The sequence below is a fragment of the Nocardiopsis sp. CA-288880 genome, from assembly GCF_050955985.1.
GTDB classification, from domain to species: Bacteria; Actinomycetota; Actinomycetes; order Streptosporangiales; family Streptosporangiaceae; genus Nocardiopsis; species Nocardiopsis tropica.
Genome location: NZ_CP192105.1, coordinates 7,027,844 through 7,043,665, shown reverse-complemented (window position 1 = coordinate 7,043,665; position 15,822 = coordinate 7,027,844). Strand labels below are relative to the sequence as shown.

The 15,822-nt window shown below is 71.8% G+C and carries 22 protein-coding genes and 1 pseudogene; 12 read left to right on the top strand and 11 right to left on the bottom strand.

The features are described 5' to 3' along the window. Positions 1-62: 62 nt before the first annotated feature. Both ACQPYD_RS30395 and ACQPYD_RS30390 read right to left on the bottom strand, forming a co-directional pair. Positions 63-347 (bottom strand): ubiquitin-like small modifier protein 1, encoded by a 285-nt coding sequence (locus ACQPYD_RS30395; protein ID WP_433698787.1) that lies wholly within the window; start codon positions 345-347, stop codon positions 63-65. A 1-nt stretch (position 348) separates the two neighbouring features. Beyond that, the gene (locus ACQPYD_RS30390; RefSeq protein WP_433698786.1) at positions 349-1,452 is read right to left on the bottom strand and encodes a WD40/YVTN/BNR-like repeat-containing protein; all 1,104 of its coding nucleotides are present in this window, start codon (positions 1,450-1,452) and stop codon (positions 349-351) included. Between the two features lie 444 nt (positions 1,453-1,896). On the opposite strand from ACQPYD_RS30390, the gene ACQPYD_RS30385 reads away from it, so the two are divergent. From ACQPYD_RS30385 to ACQPYD_RS30375, 3 genes are all read left to right on the top strand, one after another. Beyond that, positions 1,897-2,502 (top strand): TetR family transcriptional regulator, encoded by a 606-nt coding sequence (locus ACQPYD_RS30385; protein WP_433698785.1) that lies wholly within the window; start codon positions 1,897-1,899, stop codon positions 2,500-2,502. 299 nt (positions 2,503-2,801) lie between these two features. Beyond that, positions 2,802-2,996, top strand: a complete 195-nt coding sequence (locus ACQPYD_RS30380) for an acyl-CoA dehydrogenase family protein (RefSeq protein ID WP_433698784.1) — start codon at positions 2,802-2,804, stop codon at positions 2,994-2,996. Beyond that, positions 2,996-4,060: an enoyl-CoA hydratase/isomerase family protein gene (locus ACQPYD_RS30375; protein WP_433698783.1), complete on the top strand. Its 1,065-nt coding sequence runs from the start codon at positions 2,996-2,998 to the stop codon at positions 4,058-4,060. Before ACQPYD_RS30380 ends, ACQPYD_RS30375 begins: the two co-directional genes overlap by 1 nt. Before the next feature lie 71 nt (positions 4,061-4,131). Here ACQPYD_RS30375 and ACQPYD_RS30370 read toward each other — a convergent pair whose 3' ends face one another. From ACQPYD_RS30370 to ACQPYD_RS30350, 5 genes and pseudogenes are all read right to left on the bottom strand, one after another. Further along, positions 4,132-4,377, bottom strand: a complete 246-nt coding sequence (locus ACQPYD_RS30370) for a hypothetical protein (protein WP_433698782.1) — start codon at positions 4,375-4,377, stop codon at positions 4,132-4,134. 176 nt (positions 4,378-4,553) lie between these two features. Continuing rightward, positions 4,554-4,727 (bottom strand): annotated as a pseudogene (locus ACQPYD_RS30365) (BldC family transcriptional regulator); the annotation flags it as partial. 174 nt (positions 4,728-4,901) lie between these two features. Next, entirely contained in the window at positions 4,902-5,141 is a 240-nt protein-coding gene (locus ACQPYD_RS30360; protein ID WP_433698781.1) for a hypothetical protein, read from the bottom strand. Beyond that, positions 5,138-5,560, bottom strand: a complete 423-nt coding sequence (locus ACQPYD_RS30355) for a hypothetical protein (protein ID WP_433698780.1) — start codon at positions 5,558-5,560, stop codon at positions 5,138-5,140. The genes ACQPYD_RS30360 and ACQPYD_RS30355 overlap by 4 nt, the downstream gene beginning before the upstream one ends. Further along, complete coding sequence (locus tag ACQPYD_RS30350) at positions 5,557-5,754, bottom strand: hypothetical protein (RefSeq protein ID WP_330156407.1); 198 nt, start codon at positions 5,752-5,754, stop codon at positions 5,557-5,559. The genes ACQPYD_RS30355 and ACQPYD_RS30350 overlap by 4 nt, the downstream gene beginning before the upstream one ends. 226 nt (positions 5,755-5,980) lie before the next feature. Here ACQPYD_RS30350 and ACQPYD_RS30345 point away from each other — a divergent pair, with 226 nt between their 5' ends. From ACQPYD_RS30345 to ACQPYD_RS30320, 6 genes are all read left to right on the top strand, one after another. Then, on the top strand, positions 5,981-6,838 hold the full coding sequence (locus tag ACQPYD_RS30345; RefSeq protein ID WP_433698779.1) for a helix-turn-helix domain-containing protein: 858 nt from the start codon (positions 5,981-5,983) through the stop codon (positions 6,836-6,838). Positions 6,839-6,849: 11 nt separating this feature from the next. Then, a complete protein-coding gene (locus ACQPYD_RS30340; RefSeq protein ID WP_433698778.1) occupies positions 6,850-7,038 on the top strand; it encodes a DUF397 domain-containing protein in 189 nt (62 codons plus the stop codon). 226 nt (positions 7,039-7,264) lie between these two features. Next, on the top strand, positions 7,265-8,080 hold the full coding sequence (locus ACQPYD_RS30335) for a UTRA domain-containing protein (RefSeq protein ID WP_433698777.1): 816 nt from the start codon (positions 7,265-7,267) through the stop codon (positions 8,078-8,080). A 215-nt stretch (positions 8,081-8,295) separates the two neighbouring features. After that, the gene (locus ACQPYD_RS30330; protein ID WP_433698776.1) at positions 8,296-8,487 is read left to right on the top strand and encodes a DUF397 domain-containing protein; all 192 of its coding nucleotides are present in this window, start codon (positions 8,296-8,298) and stop codon (positions 8,485-8,487) included. Between the two features lie 17 nt (positions 8,488-8,504). After that, positions 8,505-8,690: a DUF397 domain-containing protein gene (locus ACQPYD_RS30325; RefSeq protein WP_433698775.1), complete on the top strand. Its 186-nt coding sequence runs from the start codon at positions 8,505-8,507 to the stop codon at positions 8,688-8,690. Between the two features lie 17 nt (positions 8,691-8,707). Then, positions 8,708-8,896: a DUF397 domain-containing protein gene (locus ACQPYD_RS30320; RefSeq protein ID WP_433698774.1), complete on the top strand. Its 189-nt coding sequence runs from the start codon at positions 8,708-8,710 to the stop codon at positions 8,894-8,896. Between the two features lie 22 nt (positions 8,897-8,918). Here the strand turns inward: ACQPYD_RS30320 and ACQPYD_RS30315 are convergent, their stop codons facing one another. Both ACQPYD_RS30315 and fabG read right to left on the bottom strand, forming a co-directional pair. Then, positions 8,919-10,022 (bottom strand): methyltransferase domain-containing protein, encoded by a 1,104-nt coding sequence (locus ACQPYD_RS30315; protein WP_433698773.1) that lies wholly within the window; start codon positions 10,020-10,022, stop codon positions 8,919-8,921. Positions 10,023-10,442: 420 nt separating this feature from the next. Next, positions 10,443-11,207: a 3-oxoacyl-ACP reductase FabG gene (gene fabG / locus ACQPYD_RS30310; RefSeq protein ID WP_433698772.1), complete on the bottom strand. Its 765-nt coding sequence runs from the start codon at positions 11,205-11,207 to the stop codon at positions 10,443-10,445. 193 nt (positions 11,208-11,400) lie between these two features. On the opposite strand from fabG, the gene ACQPYD_RS30305 reads away from it, so the two are divergent. Next, a complete protein-coding gene (locus ACQPYD_RS30305; protein ID WP_433698771.1) occupies positions 11,401-11,907 on the top strand; it encodes an ASCH domain-containing protein in 507 nt (168 codons plus the stop codon). Between the two features lie 289 nt (positions 11,908-12,196). Here ACQPYD_RS30305 and ACQPYD_RS30300 read toward each other — a convergent pair whose 3' ends face one another. Beyond that, positions 12,197-13,375, bottom strand: coding sequence for a beta-1,3-glucanase family protein (locus ACQPYD_RS30300; protein ID WP_433698770.1), 1,179 nt, complete (start codon positions 13,373-13,375; stop codon positions 12,197-12,199). Positions 13,376-13,719: 344 nt separating this feature from the next. Here ACQPYD_RS30300 and ACQPYD_RS30295 point away from each other — a divergent pair, with 344 nt between their 5' ends. Next, positions 13,720-14,334 carry a hypothetical protein gene (locus tag ACQPYD_RS30295; protein ID WP_433698769.1) on the top strand — a complete coding sequence of 205 codons (615 nt, stop codon included), beginning with the start codon at positions 13,720-13,722 and terminating at the stop codon, positions 14,332-14,334. A gap of 108 nt (positions 14,335-14,442) precedes the next feature. Here ACQPYD_RS30295 and prpB read toward each other — a convergent pair whose 3' ends face one another. Further along, positions 14,443-15,336 (bottom strand): methylisocitrate lyase, encoded by an 894-nt coding sequence (prpB, locus tag ACQPYD_RS30290; protein ID WP_433698768.1) that lies wholly within the window; start codon positions 15,334-15,336, stop codon positions 14,443-14,445. 364 nt (positions 15,337-15,700) lie between these two features. On the opposite strand from prpB, the gene ACQPYD_RS30285 reads away from it, so the two are divergent. Then, positions 15,701-15,817 carry a type II toxin-antitoxin system HicB family antitoxin gene (locus tag ACQPYD_RS30285; RefSeq protein ID WP_433698767.1) on the top strand — a complete coding sequence of 39 codons (117 nt, stop codon included), beginning with the start codon at positions 15,701-15,703 and terminating at the stop codon, positions 15,815-15,817. Positions 15,818-15,822: the final 5 nt, after the last annotated feature.

Genomic DNA, 15,822 nt, shown 5'->3' with positions numbered 1-15,822 from the left:
GGGCCGGACGGCGTCCGGGGCCGCGGGGGCAGGGGACCGCCGCGCGGCCGGGACCGCCGGGGTCAGCCGCCCGCCACGGACGGGAGCACCCGCACGTTCGCGCCGTCGGGGACCGGCGCCGCCAGACCTCCCGCGCCCCGGCACTCGTCGCCGTCCACGAACACGTTGACGTACCGGCGCAACTCCCCGCGCTCGTCGCGGATGCGCCGGTCCAGGCCCGGGTGGAGGGCGGTGAGCGCGTCCAGGACCCCGCCCAGCGGGGCGCCGTCCGCGACCTCGACCGGGACGTGGGCGGCGCCGTCGGCGTCGGCCCGGAGCAGTCCCGGCAGGTGCACCGTCACACGCATGTCAGACCTCCGCCGCGCGGACGCACAGGACGTCGGGCAGGTGCGCCGCCACCTGTTCCCAGCTGTCCCCGTCGTCGGTGGAGGCGTAGACGTCGCCGGAGCGGGTGCCGAAGTAGAAGCCCGGCACGTCGGCGCCGTCGGTGCAGGCGCCGTCGCGCAGCACGATCCCGAAGTAGGGGTCCTGCGGCAGCCCCCGGACCGCCGGGCGCCAGCTCCCGCCCCCGTCGTCGGTCCTGTACACCGACAGCCGGTCGCCCGGCGTCAGGTGCACCTCCTGGCTGACCACCGGGAAGTTGAACGCGCTGAGCGGGCGGTGCGGGTGGGCGACCAGGGCGAACCCGAAGTCGGTGGGCAGCCCCTCCTCCACCGCCGTCCACCCCTCGCCGGCGGGGTCGGCGCTGCGGTACACGCCGTGGTGGTTCTGGGCGTACATCGACCCGTCCGGGGCGACGGCCACCTTGTGCACGCACTGGCCGAACTCGGGCTCCTCCTCGGGCAGGAAGACCGCCGAGATGCCCCGGTTGGCCGGGTTCCAGCTCGCACCCCCGTCGCGTGTCTGGTAGACACCTCCGGTGGACATGGCCACCGTGATCGCGTCGGGTGAGCGGTCGCCCGCGCCGAGCACGCCGGGCAGGACCGTGTGGATGGCCGCGCCGCCCGCGCCCGGGAACCACTCGGCCCGGTGCGGGTGGTCCCACAGCGCCCGCACCAGCTCGAAGCTCAGCCCGCCGTCGGTGGAACGGAAGAGCGCGTGCGGCTCGACCCCCGCGTACACGGTGCCGGGGTCGTCGCCGAAGGCGAACTGCCAGGCGCGGACGAAGGACGCGTCGGTGTCCTCCGGGAAGGCGATGGGCGCGGACGCGGGCTCGTGCCAGGTGCGGCCGAGGTCGTCGCTGTACCAGACGCTGGGGCCGAAGTGCGAGCTCTCCGCCCCGGCCAGGAGGCGGCCGGTGTGCGGGTCGACGCCGACCGCGTACACCGCGCTCATGCTGGCGTAGTCCGCGGTGTCGATCCGGTGGGGGCCCTCCACCTCCCAGCGCCGACGATCCTCGCTCCGGGCCGTGAAGAGGCCCTTGCGTGTGCCGATGAGCAGCAGATATGCCATGACCAACTCCAGGAACCGATCGAGGGCTCCACTGTGGCACAAGGGTGTGACAATCCGTGAGGAGGCGTGGCCGTGGCGGGTTCCGGACAGGGCAGGGAGTCAATGGTTAGGAACCTGAACGATTTACCGCCGGTGTTTAATGAGTTCCGACCGGAAATGGTTCGCCCCTCGGCGGCATAACCGCCCTGAGAGGGGAACCACTTTCCTGGCGGTGTTCCGTCCCCAGTGGAAGGCGGGTGTCAGACCGAGACTCCTCTGCAATAAAATTCCGGGCCAACCGGTGCACCTGTGCGGATCCGGCCTGTGCCCGCACGGTTGCCTTCCTCGTGAACAACAGGCCAGACGACTTCCCGCTCCCCGGTTCTCACTGTGCGTTTCAGGACTACCGTCCCAATGGTCCCGCGTACCAGGGAGAACCAGGTTCCCACTCGATAGGGTCGCCTCATGCAACACCCCCCGGACACGCTCCACGCCCGCAAACGGCGTAAGGCCCGAGCCATGATCGTGTCAGCCGCCTTCCAACTCTTCGCCGAACACGGATTCGACAACGTCACGGTCGCCTCGATCGCGGAGCGCGCGGAGGTGGGTCGCACCACCTTCTTCCGGTACTTCGGCGACAAGCAGCAGGTGCTGTTCGCCGACGACGACGCCGAGGTCGACCGCATGTGCGCCTACGTGCGGGAGAAGGCCACGCAGCCGATCGGCGACGACCTGCACACCGCGGTGGGCCTGCTCCGGGAGGCCAACGCGGCCACCCGGCCGCACGCCGCGCTGTCCCCCGCCCACTCCGCGGTCCTGGTGCGGCTGCTCGCGGAGAGCACCGAACTGCGCTCCCGCTACCTCCTCACCCAGCACCAGCGGGCCTCCCGGCTGGCCGGGGCCCTGGTGGAGGCGGGCACGCCCGAGAACATCGCCGTGCTCGCCGCCCACACCGCCATGGCCTGCGAGCTGACCGCCATGCGCCTCTCCGAGACCCCGGAGGCGTTCGGTCCCCGTCTGGACGAGGCCCACCTGCTGCTGCGCGACATCGGAAGGCAGGCGGCCTCCTGAAACGGGGGCTGCCCCTCCGCAGAGCGGGCCCCGGGCCGGCGGTCACCCGCCGTGCCCGTGCCCGTGCACGGGACGGGTGAGCCGTCCGCCGAGCACCGCCGCGACGGCCGGGCCCACCGTCCCGACCGGCGCGTAGGCGGCGCGTAGCGCGTCCTCCTGCCCCGGGACGCCACGAGCGCCGCCACGAGCAGTCCGCCCGCCGCCATGCCCACGGCCCCGGCCCTCCCGGCCGACCGTGCGCATGGCGGCGTCGTTCTTCCCGGTCGCGCCGGGATCCGGGCCCGGCGCGGCTGTGCGCCGTGGCCGGAAGGTTCGCCGCCGGGGCCGGGTCCACGGCCGCGGACCGGGCCCTCCCACCGCGCGGGGGCCGCGGTTGCCCCACCGGGTACGGCACCGGGAGGATCGTCCTCGACCTGCGGGTGCACCGAATCCTGGAAGGGACCAACGAGACCATGAACCCGATCATCGCCCGCGGCCCGACGGGGGCCGCCTGATGTCCGCCGCCGGAGCCGCCGGGGACACGGTCCTGGCGCGGGTGGAGGGCCGCCTCGGCCGCCTCACGCTCAACCGCCCCCGCGCCATCAATGCCCTCGACCACGCCATGGTGGACACCCTCCGGGGCGCCCTCACCGCCTGGGAGGACGACGACGCGGTCTCCGCCGTCCTGCTCGACGGCGCCGGTGAGCGCGGCCTGTGCGCGGGCGGCGACGTCCGTGCCATCCGGGCCAGCGCCCTCGACGGGGACCTGCGCGCCGCGGCCTTCTGGCGTGATGAATACCTGCTCAACGCGCACATCGCCCGCTACGCCAAGCCCTACGCCGCGTTCATGGACGGCGTGGTGATGGGCGGCGGCGTGGGGGTGTCCGCGCACGGGTCCGTCCGGATCGTCACCGAGCGCACGGTCCTCGGGATGCCCGAGACCACGATCGGTTTCGTGCCCGACGTGGGCGGCACGTACCTGCTGTCACGGGCGCCGGGGGAGACCGGCACCCACCTGGCGCTCACCGCCGGTTCGGTGGGCGCGGGCGACGCCCTGTACCTGGGCCTGGCGGACCACTTCGTGCCCTCCGGCCGGCTGCCGGAGCTGGCCGTCGCGCTCGCGGACGCGGCCTCCGCCGAGGAGGTCGCCGAGGCGGTGGGCCGGTTCGCCGAGGCCCCGCCCGACTCCGACCTGCGCGGCCGGAGGCACTGGATCGACTCCTGCTACGCGGCCGACACCGCGGAGGAGGTCGTGGAGCGGCTGCGCGCCCACGGCGACCCGGAGGCGGCGCGGGCCGCCGCGACCGTCCTCGCCAAGTCGCCCACCGCCGTGAAGGCGACCCTGGCCGCGCTCCGCCGCGCCCGGGAACTGCCGGGGCTGGAGGCGGTCCTGGAACAGGAGTACCGGGTCTCCTGCGCGTCCCTGGCCTCGCCCGACGTGGCGGAGGGCATCCGCGCGCAGGTGGTCGACAAGGACCGCTCGCCCAAGTGGGTGCCGGACACCCTGGAGGCCGTCTCCGACGAGGACGTCGCCCGCCACTTCGTCCCCGCGCCGGACGGCCCGCTCGGCCTGGTCTAACCCGGGGCGGGGCGAACCCGGGCCGTCCCGCTCTCCTGGCCGGGAGAGCGGGACGGTCGAGTTTTTCGGGGTTAGAGGCGTCGGCCCTCGCACCGGCACGACGGCCAGGGCTGGGAGCAGTCCCGGCAGAACTCCTTCGGCGGGTCCGAGGTGTCCGACCGGCCGAAGGGCTCCAGCAGCGGTCCTCCGAACTGCTGGGACAGGACCGGGTGCGGCCAGGGGCACCAGGACACGGTGACGGCGGTGTCCCGTCTGAGCGGGACCACGCACACGCAGGCGGGCCAGGGCTGCAGGCAGTTCGGGCAGATCTTGTCCATGGCGCTTTCCAGGGCTGGTGGAACCGGATACGCGGAGCGGCTCGCCAGGGAGGGCGTCACCCGTTCCCGTGGAGTGTGCCGATGAGGTCGGCGATGTGCTCGGCCTCGGCCGTCGCGCCGGTTTCGAGGGCGAGGGCGTGGACCTTCTCCAGGGCGCGGACGACCTCGCCGCCGGCCGGTTCGGCGTTGAGCACGTCGGTGATCTGACCCTTGGGGTAGCGGCGGTGGCCGCCCAGGGTGCGGAGGGAGGTGAGGCGGCCGTCCTTCTCCCAGCGTGTGACGGTCTTGGGGTCCACGCGGAACAGGCGGGCGACCTCGCCGGGCGTGAGGAGTTCCTCGGCGGTGTCCATGAGGGGCTGTACGGGGGTCATCGGTCGTTTCTCCAGCTCGAAGCGTATGCGTAGGCGGATGTTGCGGCGAAGGCGAGGGCGGTCGCGGAAACGGGACGGGCGGGTGCGGACCGGGGCCGCCGGGCTCTCGCCCGGCGGCCCCGTGCCCTGCGTCCGGCTCGGGTCCCCGGGGCGCTACCCGTCCTCGCGGTCCCGGGTGCTCTCTTCGCGGCTGCTGTCGCCGTTGCCCCAGCGCACACCGTCCATGGTGGCGGGGACCCTGTGACCGGAGGTCCGTAGGGCGTTCTCCCAGCGCAGTTCCATGGCGATCAGCTCGCCCTGGCGGTCGTAGGCGGCCTGCTCCTCGGGGGTGAGCGGGGCGTCGTCGGCGCAGATACGGGCGGGGCCTCGTCGGGGCGGTCGCCGTCGGTTCACGGGGCGCCTCCCGTGTCGGTGGCGTCGAGGACGCGGGGCGCGGAAGGCGCGGAAGGCGTTGAGGGCGTTGAGGATACGGAAGGCGCGGAGGGCGCGGAGGGCGCGGAGCGGGCGCGGGGCCGGTCGGGCGGCCGGGAGTGCTTCTGAAGGCTCGCCTCCAGCTGGGCCGGGGTGGGTTCGACCTCGGTGCGCCAGTGGACGTCGTCACGGTGGGCGGTGGCGATCCACATGCGGCCGGTCCAGATGATGCGGTGGGTGCGGCCCCAGGTTTCGTGGAGGCGGGCGAGGACCGTGCCCGGGGGTTCCCAGGTGCGGGCCTGGTGGTCCATGTGGTCGCCCTCGTGGCCGGCTTCGATGACGCAGCAGCGCGGGATGCCGTTCCGGTCGAGGGAGGTCTCGGCGCAGTGCGGGGGCATCATGCCGCCCTCACCTCCAGTCGGTGGAGGCCGTCCAGGACCGCGTTCAGGATGTCGTGCGGCGTCGGGGCGCAGGGCACGAAGCGGGCGGGGGCGTAGGCCCGGACCCGGGCCGCCCGCCGTGGTCGTCGGCGGCGCATGGCCTCCGAGGCGATGTAGCGGGCGGCCACCAGGGCCGAGGGGTTCAGGTAGCGCACAGGATGCACACCTCCTGGTCGGAGCCGGGTGGGAGGCCCGGCGGGATCTTCAGGTGGCACCATCGTGGCGCTCCGCAACTGGATTTGCAATACCCATCTACAGAGTGCTGTAAGAATTCTATATGTGAACTCCGTCTGATGATGGGTAGTGCGTAGAATGTCTGATTCTCATCCTCCGGTCGTAGGATCGAATGCCCAGATGCGTGATCCAAGGAGGTCAAGAGACGTGGCCAGCCCGACCCTGCGTCGACGGCGACTGTCCAGGCTGCTCCGTGAGCTACGCGAAGATCGCGGGTGGACCGCAGGCGCTGTCGCCAAGGAAGCGAAGGCCAAGTCCGGGAAGACGCGCGGTTGGTCGGCGAGCAAGCTCACTCGCTTGGAGGGTGCCGAGTGGAAGCGCGTCCAAGCTGACGACGTGCTGATCTTGCTCGACATCTACGGCATCACCGCTGAGGAGGAGCGCGCGGCCTACGTCGCCCTGGCCCGGGAAGCGAACCAACAGGGTTGGTGGGCCTCATTCGGGGACGCGCTCGGAAGTGGCCAGTTCGTGGGGCTGGAGTCGGAGGCATCTGCCATCCGCAGCTACGAGTCGATGACGATCCCCGGCTTGCTCCAGACGCCGGAGTACGCCCGAGCCGTCATCAGCGGCTCCGGCCAGGTGACCGACGAAGACGAACTGACGCAGCGTGTGGATGCCCGGATGTTCCGGAAGACGGTCTTCACCCGGTCCGCTCCGGTGACGTTCTGGGCGGTGCTCGATGAGCTCGCGCTCCTGCGCATCACTCCCGCGCTGGCCGGCCAGCTGGACTACCTGTTGGAGATGGGTGCCCGTTCGAACGTTGGCATCCAGGTCCTGCCGATCTCCCGGGGACCGCACGCTGCGATGAACGGCAACTTCGTCATTATGGAGTTCCCGCCGCCGGACCTGCCGGTCGTCTACCTTGAAGCCATGTCCGAGGAGATCTACTTGGAGAAGTCTGAGGAGATCACCCGGTACCAGCACGTGTATGACTACGTGCAGGCTGAGGCCCTCTCGGTCTCCGACTCGCGGCAGCTCATACGTGACCGACTCGCATCCCTATGAAGAAGGCGCTCATGCCTGAGACATCCCACATGAAGTTCCGCAAGTCCTCCTACTCCGGCGCCACCACCCAGAACTGCGTGGAGGTCGCCGATCTCCCGGGCGCCGCGGCTGTCCGCGACACCCAGAACCGCGATCTCGGCCACCTCACGTTCGGCGCTGCCGAGTGGGAGGCGCTCCTGCGCACCGCGACCCGCGCGTAGCCCGTGAACGAGCAAGGCCCCCGGTCGCGTGGACCGGGGGCCTTGTCGTGCTTACCTGAAGCATCCCACGAGCACTCTACCCCGGCGCGCTGACACCGGGAAGGGACCAAGGCCCCGGTGCTCGGCGGCCGACACGGTCGGTCCGTCACGAATGGAAATCGCCCTTTCGCTCATTACAACAGGAGGGCTAAAGTCCGCCGTGGAGCCCCCGACCCGAGGATGCGCCATGGACGCACGGACGCTGCACGACATCGCCGCCATGCCCGACCCGCTTGAGAGAGCCCGCGCAGCGTCAGCAGCCATGACCAGCTTGCAAGGCCAAAGCGTGGAGCTGTCTCGGATACGGCGCGCAGCGATCATCGAAGCCCAACAGTCCGGCCTCCATCAGGAAGACATCGCACGGCACCTCGGGGTGTCGCCCGGCCGTGTGAGTCAGATGAAGAAGGCCGCCGCAGAAGAGTCCGAGCACAAAGCGCCGACCGGACCCCTCGACCCGCGTCCGCGCGTGCTGGTCGAACGCGCACTGCCGACTCCGCCTGCCACCCGCGGGTCCAAGTCCCTGTACCTGACCGAAGCCCAGCAGCAGGGGCTCAAACCGGAGCGGAAGATGCTGTTCGTCGGTCAGGAGCCCGCGAACGAACACGTGGCGCTCGGTCTGCGCGTCGAACCCGGTGAAAACGTGATCGCCAGACGCAAGATGTTCTGGGCCAACGAGATTCCCGTGCGGATCTCGACTTCGTACTTCCGTGTGGACGTCGGCGAGAACACGCGCCTCGACGGTGAGGGCTTTGTCCTGCCGACACTTCAGGCTGCTATCGAGGACATGGGCCACCGGTTCGGGAACGCCACCGAAACTCTGACCGCGCGCCCGGCCACACTGTACGAGGCCGACCTCCTGGACATCCCGGGTGAGTGGGTGGTTCAGGTGCTCCGGGTCAGCTACTGGACCGAGGACGTTCCCATCCATGCCTTGGAGACGATCTGTGCTGCCTCCCGCCACTCGTTCCCGATCGGGCAGGTGACCGGTTCCGACCAGTTCTGACGCCCGCACGAGCAACGGCCCCGGCAGAAGCCGGGGCCGTCCCACGGCCTGACGGCGGGTGAGGAACCTGGCCCTGCTCCAAGGGCTGTAGAAGGACGTGCCCCCGGTCGCCTGGTGACAGGAAGGGCGCCACTAGGTGTCTAGTTTCCAGGGTCCTCCCGCCGTACTCTTCCGGGCAGGAGCTACCGACTCGCATCCCTATGAAGAAGGCGCTCATGTCTGAGACCTCCCACACCATGACGTTCCGTAAGAGCAGCTACAGCGGTGGCCAGACGCAGGACTGCGTGGAGGTCGCGGACCTTCCGGTCGGCGCGGCCGTCCGCGATACCCAGAACCGCAACCTGGGCCACCTCACGTTCGGCACCGCCGAGTGGGCTGCACTCCTGAGCACTACGACTCGCGATTAGCCGAGAGGGCACCATTGATGACCACCAGCACTCCCCACCTGAACTTCCGCAAGTCGAGCTACAGCAACCCGCAGAACTGTGTGGAGGTCGCTGATCTCTCGGGCGCTGCGGCCGTCCGGGACACCCAGTACCGCGAGTTGGGTCATCTTACGTTCGGCGCTGCCGAGTGGGCTGCACTCCTGAGCACCGCGATCCACGATTAGTCGAGAGGGCACCGTTGATGGCCGCCAGCGTTTCCCGCCTGAACTTCCGCAAGTCGAGCTACAGCAACCCCTCGAACTGCGTGGAGTTCGCTGACGCAGGAGAGGGGACCGCCGCCGTGCGAGACTCCCAGAACCCTGCGGATGGGCACTTCCTCCTGCCCGGCCGTGAGTGGGGAGCGCTTCTCAGCGTCGTCCGCCACGAGTGAGTTCCCACGGGGTAGGGCCCGTTCACCGGGCCACCCGGTTGCCCGGAGCGTCCAGCCACACCCGGTGGCCGCTCGCGTCCACCGTGAGCCCGAACCGCTCCACCCCCGGACGGCCCTGCTCCGCCCACCACCGCCACGCCGCCTCGACCTCGTCCCACAGCCGCCGGGGCCCCGACTGCCACACCTCACCCGGTGCGCCCGGCTCCCACCGCACGGCCGCCCACGACCGGTCGTCGAGCCCGTAGAACCAGGCGATGCCCCCGCCGTCCTGGGCCCGGAGGCTGTGCGCGCAGGCGGGCACCATCAGCCCGAGCAGGAGTTCCGGTCCGCCGAACCCCCCACCTCCCAGCTCCTCGGCGGCCAGCTCCGTGGCGGACCCGACCGCCTCTCCGGGCCACTCCCGGACGTACTCGTCGTGGCGCGGCCACACCAGGCGCTGGGACCTCGCCTTCATGAACTGGACGGGGCCGGTGAACCGGCCGGCCGCCGAGGCGCCGTCCTCGGAGACGACCAGGCGGGCCACGGCGTCCTGCGGGCTGTAGTCGGTACCCCACGGGGCCAGGACGATGCCGCCCGGCCTGGTCTGCTCCACCCACGCGTACGGCACCTGCCGAAGCCCGCACGTGACCACGACCCTGTCGTAGGGCGCCCCGCCGGGATGGCCGAGAAGACCGTCCCCGACGATGACGTGCGGGTGCAGGCCGACCGCGTCCAGGCGGCGGCGGGCCTGCTCGGCCAGGACCGGGTCGACCTCGACGGAGGTGACCGCGTCGCCGCCCAGGCGGGCCGCGAGCAGGGCGGACGACCACCCGGTTCCGGTGCCCACCTCCAGGACCCGCATGCCAGGACGGACGTCCAGGTCGCGGAGCATGGAGGCCACGACGGACGGCATGGACGAGGAGGAGGTCGACACCTCGCCGGGAACGCCGGTGTCCGCCGTGGCGTCGTCCCACTGGGTGGTGAGCGCGGTGTCGGAGTCCGCCCACCGGTACCAGGTGTCGGGGTCCGCGCGCCGGTCCACGGCGGTTCCACCGGTCTCGCCGGTTGCGCCGTGGGGCCAGAACCGGTCGGGCAGGAACGCGGCCCGGTCCACGGCGTCGAACGCCTCCGCCCACCCGGGCGACATGGATCCGGTCTCCAACAGGAACGCCCGGAGCCGGTCGCGCTCCGGGCGCCTGTGCGCGGTCCCGGTCACTTACCGTGCCGTCCGGGCGGGGGGCCGCTGTCGGGGCTGGGCGGAGGAGGTGGCGGCAGCGGCCGGATCGGCTGCGGGGGGCCTTCGTGCTTGCCCATGGCGGTGCTCCTTGCCTTGAGGACAGGTCACGCTGACGGTAACCCACGGTGACCGCCCTGTCCGGGGATCGGCCGGTCCCGGACAGCACGGTTGCGCAGCTCAGAGCAGGGGTACCGCCGTTTTCGTCGCACCGGCCGCGGTTCCCGCCCGGTGCGGCCGGCACGCCCACCGTTCGGGTCGGGGCCGGTCGGGGGAGTGACCGCGGCCGGGCGCGAGGCCCGGCCGCGGTTCCCCGCTTCGGGGCGCGGGGCGTCAGTCCGAGCCGAGGGCCCGGCCGAAGGCCTGGCCGTCCTCGGGCAGCACCTGGCCCCCGTCCACCACGAGGGACTGGCCGGTGATGAAGGAGGCCCCGGCGCTCGCCAGGAACACGCAGGCCGCGGCGATGTCCTCGACCTCGCCGACGCGTCCGACCGGGATGGCCGCGCGCATGCGTTCGAGGTAGTCCGGGCCCATGTCGTCCAGGCCCTCGGTGCGCACGTTGCCGGGGAGCACGGCGTTGACGGTGATGCCGCGGGGCGCCAGCTCCAGGGCGGCGCTGCGCATGAACCCCAGCTGGGCGGCCTTGGTGGCCCCGTAGTGGGACCAGCCCGCGTACCCGGTCAGCGGCCCGGTGATGGAGGACGTGATCACCACCCGCCCCCGGCCGGAAGCCGTCAGGGCCTCCACCGCGGCCTGCACCATCAGCACGGTGCCCTTGACGTTGGTGTCGAGGACCCGGTCGAGTTCGTCCTCGCCCATCGCCACCAGCGGCGAGGAGGGGAAGATCCCGGCGTTGGCGCAGAGCACGTCCAGCCCGCCGCTGCTCGCCACGACCTCCTCCACCACGCGGGCGCAGTCGACGGCCCTGGCCACGTCCCCGACCACCCACCGCGCCCCCGGGACGCCCTCGGCGGCCTCACGGGTCCTGGCCTCGTCGCGGCCCATGATCACCACCCGGTCCCCGGCCTCCGCGAACCCCTTGGCGATGCCGAGTCCGATGCCCTTGGTACCGCCGGTCACCAGAACTGTTCTGCTCACAGCCGTCTCCCGCCATCCCGTTGGTCACTACCCTCCCGGTGCTCTCGGACGGTGCCGTCCCGCCCGCCCCGTCCCGTGCTTCCCGGGCGGGCCACCGGGCCCGTCCACGATCCCCCCTCCGGTCGGCGCGGCGGCGGTCGGCCCCCGGGTATTCATCTGTTTCGACCACGGCCCCCACGGCGTGGAACCCTGGATGCTCGACACCACCACGTGGCCGGGAGACACCGACCACTACGTCGACGCGCTGCTGTGGCTCGTCGGCGAACTGCTCACCGACCCGAAGCACTTCTTCAGAAGCTTCACCGTCAAGGAACTCGGACGCATCATGACCGACCGACCAGCCGACCTCGACCAGCGGCCACGTGCCCACGAGATGGGCATCTACAAGCGCTACTTCGACCTGATCAGGGCCGGGACCAAGACCACGGAGATCCGGGTCGACGACTCCTCCCGTAAGCGGCTGAAGGTCGGAGACCTGCTGCGGTTCCGGTGCCGCGATGAAGAGGTCCTGACGCGCATCACCCGCCTGGCCCGGTACACCGACTTCGAGGAGATGTTCGACCACGAGCCGGTCTCCTCGGTCAACCCGACCGCCACCCGCGAGGACCAGCTCCGCAACATTCGGGAGATCTACCCCCCGGAGCGCGAGGCCCTGGGCGTGGTCGCCATCGGTATCGAACTGGAGGAGCACGTCCACTGAGGGTGGGTCCGCATACCGCCGCAAGGGAGCGGGAACGGGGCCGTGTCCGGTCGGCGCAAGGGTGACGCCCCCGTGCCCGGCGGCACGGGGGCGTCACCGGTCCCGGCCCACCGCGCCGCCGCGACCCGGCCCCGCGCCCCACACGCGGAACGGGTCCCGGCGACGGCCGGTGGACCGGGCGTCGGAAGGGCTCGCCCCCGGGCCGGGCACGGGGCCGCCGCGGGCGGCTTCCCGGATCCGATCCCGGCCTGGGAGCCGCCCGCGTGCGCGGGCGGTGCGAGCCGCGGCGTCAGAACGCCGTGAGGGTGATCTCGAAAGCGGAGGGCCCGTGGTCCTGGATGTAGGACGCGAAGTCCTCCACGTCGTCGAAGGCGAACCCGTAGGCCTTGCCGTCCACGGTGTTCGCGTGGAAGACGGCGGCGTAGTGGTTGGCGATCTCCGACTGGTAGAAGCCGGTCGGGTCGTCGGTCGGCTGCTGCGCGGCGGTCAGCAGGGTCGCCCTGTTGAACGCCGCGCCCAGGATGGCGGCGACGGGCCCGGTGATCCCGTCGTTGGGGGCGGCCAGGTTGCCGTCGCAGAAGAGGACGTCCCTGGTCGAGGGCCGGGAGATCGGCGCGACGCCCCCGTCGAAGACCAGCTGCTCGCCCTGCACGCGGCCGGTGAAGGTCCCGGCGTTCGTGGTGACCGTCAGGTCGGTGGACGTGTAGTGCGACCAGACCTGGTCGATGTAGGGGTCGAAGTAGTCCGAGGGGAACAGCCCCTGGTCGAGGGCGTGTCCGGGGGCGATCACCCGCAGGTCGTCGTAGACCAGCGACGAGAAGACCGGGTCCGCCGAGAGCGTCTCGAACACGGCCGCCCGCCCGCCCGGCTTGAACGTGCCGGTGGTCTGGTCGGCGTCGCCGGTCAGCCGGATGCCGATGGGCACGCTGAACTGGTCGACCATGCTGGTGTTGCAGAACATCCCGGCGTCGTTGTGGGTGAACTCGACCGAGTCGTGCAGCACGTCGAAGCCGTGGTCGCTCTCCACCCAGCCGGCGGGGAGCTGGAGCGCGGGAGTTCCGTCTCCCCCGATGACGATGCGGATGCCGAGCTTGCCGCCGAGCGCGAGGTAGATGCGCCCCGACATGTAGGGGAGCGTCATGCCGGCGAGGGCGTCGAGCGGGATCGAGTAGTCGGTGTACCCGTTGTCGGTGTTGTCGCCCTCGCTGACGGGGTGGGGCGTCCCGGAGGCGTCGACCCACACGTGCTGGTTCGTGGTCAGGTCGGTGCCCACGACGTAGACGAGCACCTCTCCGTCGGCGAACCGGCCGGTGTTGTTGACGATGCTGACCGGGAGCGCTCCCGGATTGGCCAGGGCGGAGGAGTCCGACCTGAGCGACGCCTGGGTCGGGCCCGGCGCGCAGCCGCCGAGGAGGGGGACCCCCACGGCCAGGGTGGCGCCCCCGAGGAAAAGCCTGCGGTCGATCATGAGGTCTCCTTGGTAGCGGGTCAGAGACTGGAAACTAAGTGATCATTTAGTCACGCTTGCGTCAACAGGGGTAACGGTGCGTGCTTCTGGTGCGGGGGAGTTTTCCGAGGCGGGAGGCCATGTATGTGATGCAGGTCACACTTCATGGCGAGGGGGTGGAGTGCTCGGAACCCCCTGTGGCGGCGCGTCGCGGGCGCGGCCGACCGCCCGCGGGGAGGGGCCGTACCCTCGGGAGGGAACCGTCGGGCGCACCCCGGAGTCGTATCCCCGGCAACGCCCGCGGAACGTCCGTGATCCCGACGACAAGGAACCTCCCCGTGTATCCCCCTGCTCCCAGACCTCCCATGCCGACCGCCCTCAAGGCGGTCAGGGTCATCCTGATCATCCGGGCGGTCATCGCCGTCCTCCTCTACGGGGCGGCCTTCCTCGGCCTCCTCGTCCTCATGACGCTGCCCGCCGCCGAGGTCGAGGCCGAGGCGGGCATGCCCATGGCGGCCCTCGCGGCGGTCCTGGTCGTCGGCCTCCTCATCACCGCCTTCGAGGTCTACGTCATCGTGGAGATGGGCAAGGGCGGACCGCGGGCCCGCAACCTCCTGCGCGTCGTGATCGGCCTCGCGCTGGCCAACGCGCTCCTCAGCATCCTGACCGGCTCCAACCCCGCACTCGGGCTGTTCCTGGCGATCTCCGTGCTGTGCCTGATCGAGATCCAGTCCTCGAAGGAGTGGTTCCGGGCCACCGACCCGAACGCCCCCGTCGGCCACCCGCCGGTCCAGGGCGGATACCCCGGCCAGGGCGGATACCCGGGGCAGCCCGGCCACCCCGGCCACCCCGGCCAGGGGGGTTATTCGGGCCACCCGCAGCCCGGATACCCGCAGCCCGGCCACCCCGGCCAGGGTGGATACCCCGGCCACCCCGGATACCCCGGGCAGCCGAACCAGCCCGGCCCGGGCGGCCACTAGCCGTTCCGGCGTCCCGGGGAGCCCGCCGTCCGCGCGACGGACTCCCCGGGCGGGACCGCCCGGCCGGGCCCCGCCGATCGCCGTGTCGGCCGTGCCCACCGCATCCGTTCAGACCGTGAAGTCGAAGACGCCGCCGTCGAAGGCGTTGTAGGCGGGGTAGTCGAGCAGTTCGTAGAGGCGCCTGCGGGTCTGCATCCGGTCCACCAGGCCCGCCTGCGTGCCCTCGTCGCGCAGGGTCCGCAGTCCGTCCTCGACCGCGCCCATCGCCAGGCGGAGCGTGGTGACCGGGTAGACCACCATGTTCATCCCGAGGGACTCCAGCTGTTCGGCGGTCAGCAGCTCGCTCTTGCCGAACTCGGTCATGTTGGCGAGCAGCGGCACGTCCACCGCCGCGCGGAACGCCTCGAAGTCGGCGGGGCCGCGCATCGCCTCCGGGAAGACCATGTCGGCGCCCGCGTCCACGTAGGCCCGCGCGCGCTCGATCGCGGCGTCCAGACCCTCGACCGCGGCGGCGTCGGTGCGCGCGCAGACCACGAACCCGTCGTCGCGGCGGGCGCCGACCGCCGCCCGGATCCGGCGGACCATCTCGTCGGCGCCGACGACCGCCTTGCCGTCCAGGTGGCCGCAGCGCTTGGGGTTCACCTGGTCCTCCAGATGGCACCCGGCGAGCCCCGCGTCCTCCAGGGCCTGGACGGTGCGGGCGGCGTTCATGGGTTCCCCGAAGCCCGTGTCCGCGTCGATGAGCGTGGGAAGGTCGGTCACCCGGGCGATCTGGCCGCCCCGTGTCGCGACCTCGGACAGCGTGGTCAGGCCGATGTCGGGCAGGGCCAGGTCGGCGGCCACGACCGCGCCCGACACGTACGCGCCGTCGAAGCCGAGCTCCTGGATGAGCACCGCCGTGAGCGGGTTGACCGCGCCGGGCACGCGCATCAGGCGTCCCGAGGCCAGGGCCTCGCGCAGGGCGCGCCGCTTCTCGTGCGGGGCGGTACGGGCGTGCAGCATCAGAGGATTCCCTTCGGTCCGTGGAGGGCGCCGGGCACGGTCGCCCGGTCCTCCCCGAAGCACAGCAGACGGCCCTTTGCGGAGGTGGGCCGGGGCGGCGCCTCGGGGGCGGCCACGGCGGGCGGCTCCGTTCCCCGGTTGCCGCCTCTCCGTGAGGCGGCCACGCTAGCCTGGGGAGAGTTTCGGCCCCCGGCACCCGGGGACGGGCCGCAGAGGTGCGTGCCAGTCCCCGTGGGGCAACCTGCGGCGGATCGCTGCCCAGGGCCCTGCTCGCGTCCGGGATCGAGGGTGGGATGGGTTCGGAGACCGCTCGTGGAACCGTCGGCCACGACGACTTCGCCACGACCCGCAGGCCGGAGGGTACGTGGCGCACGCGGTGGGCGCCGGGGTGGCCTCGCAGGGCGAGACCGCGGAGGAGGCGCTGGCCGCTCTCACCGAGGCGCTGGAGCTCTACTTCGAGGACGACGGACCGACCGGGTGACCGCC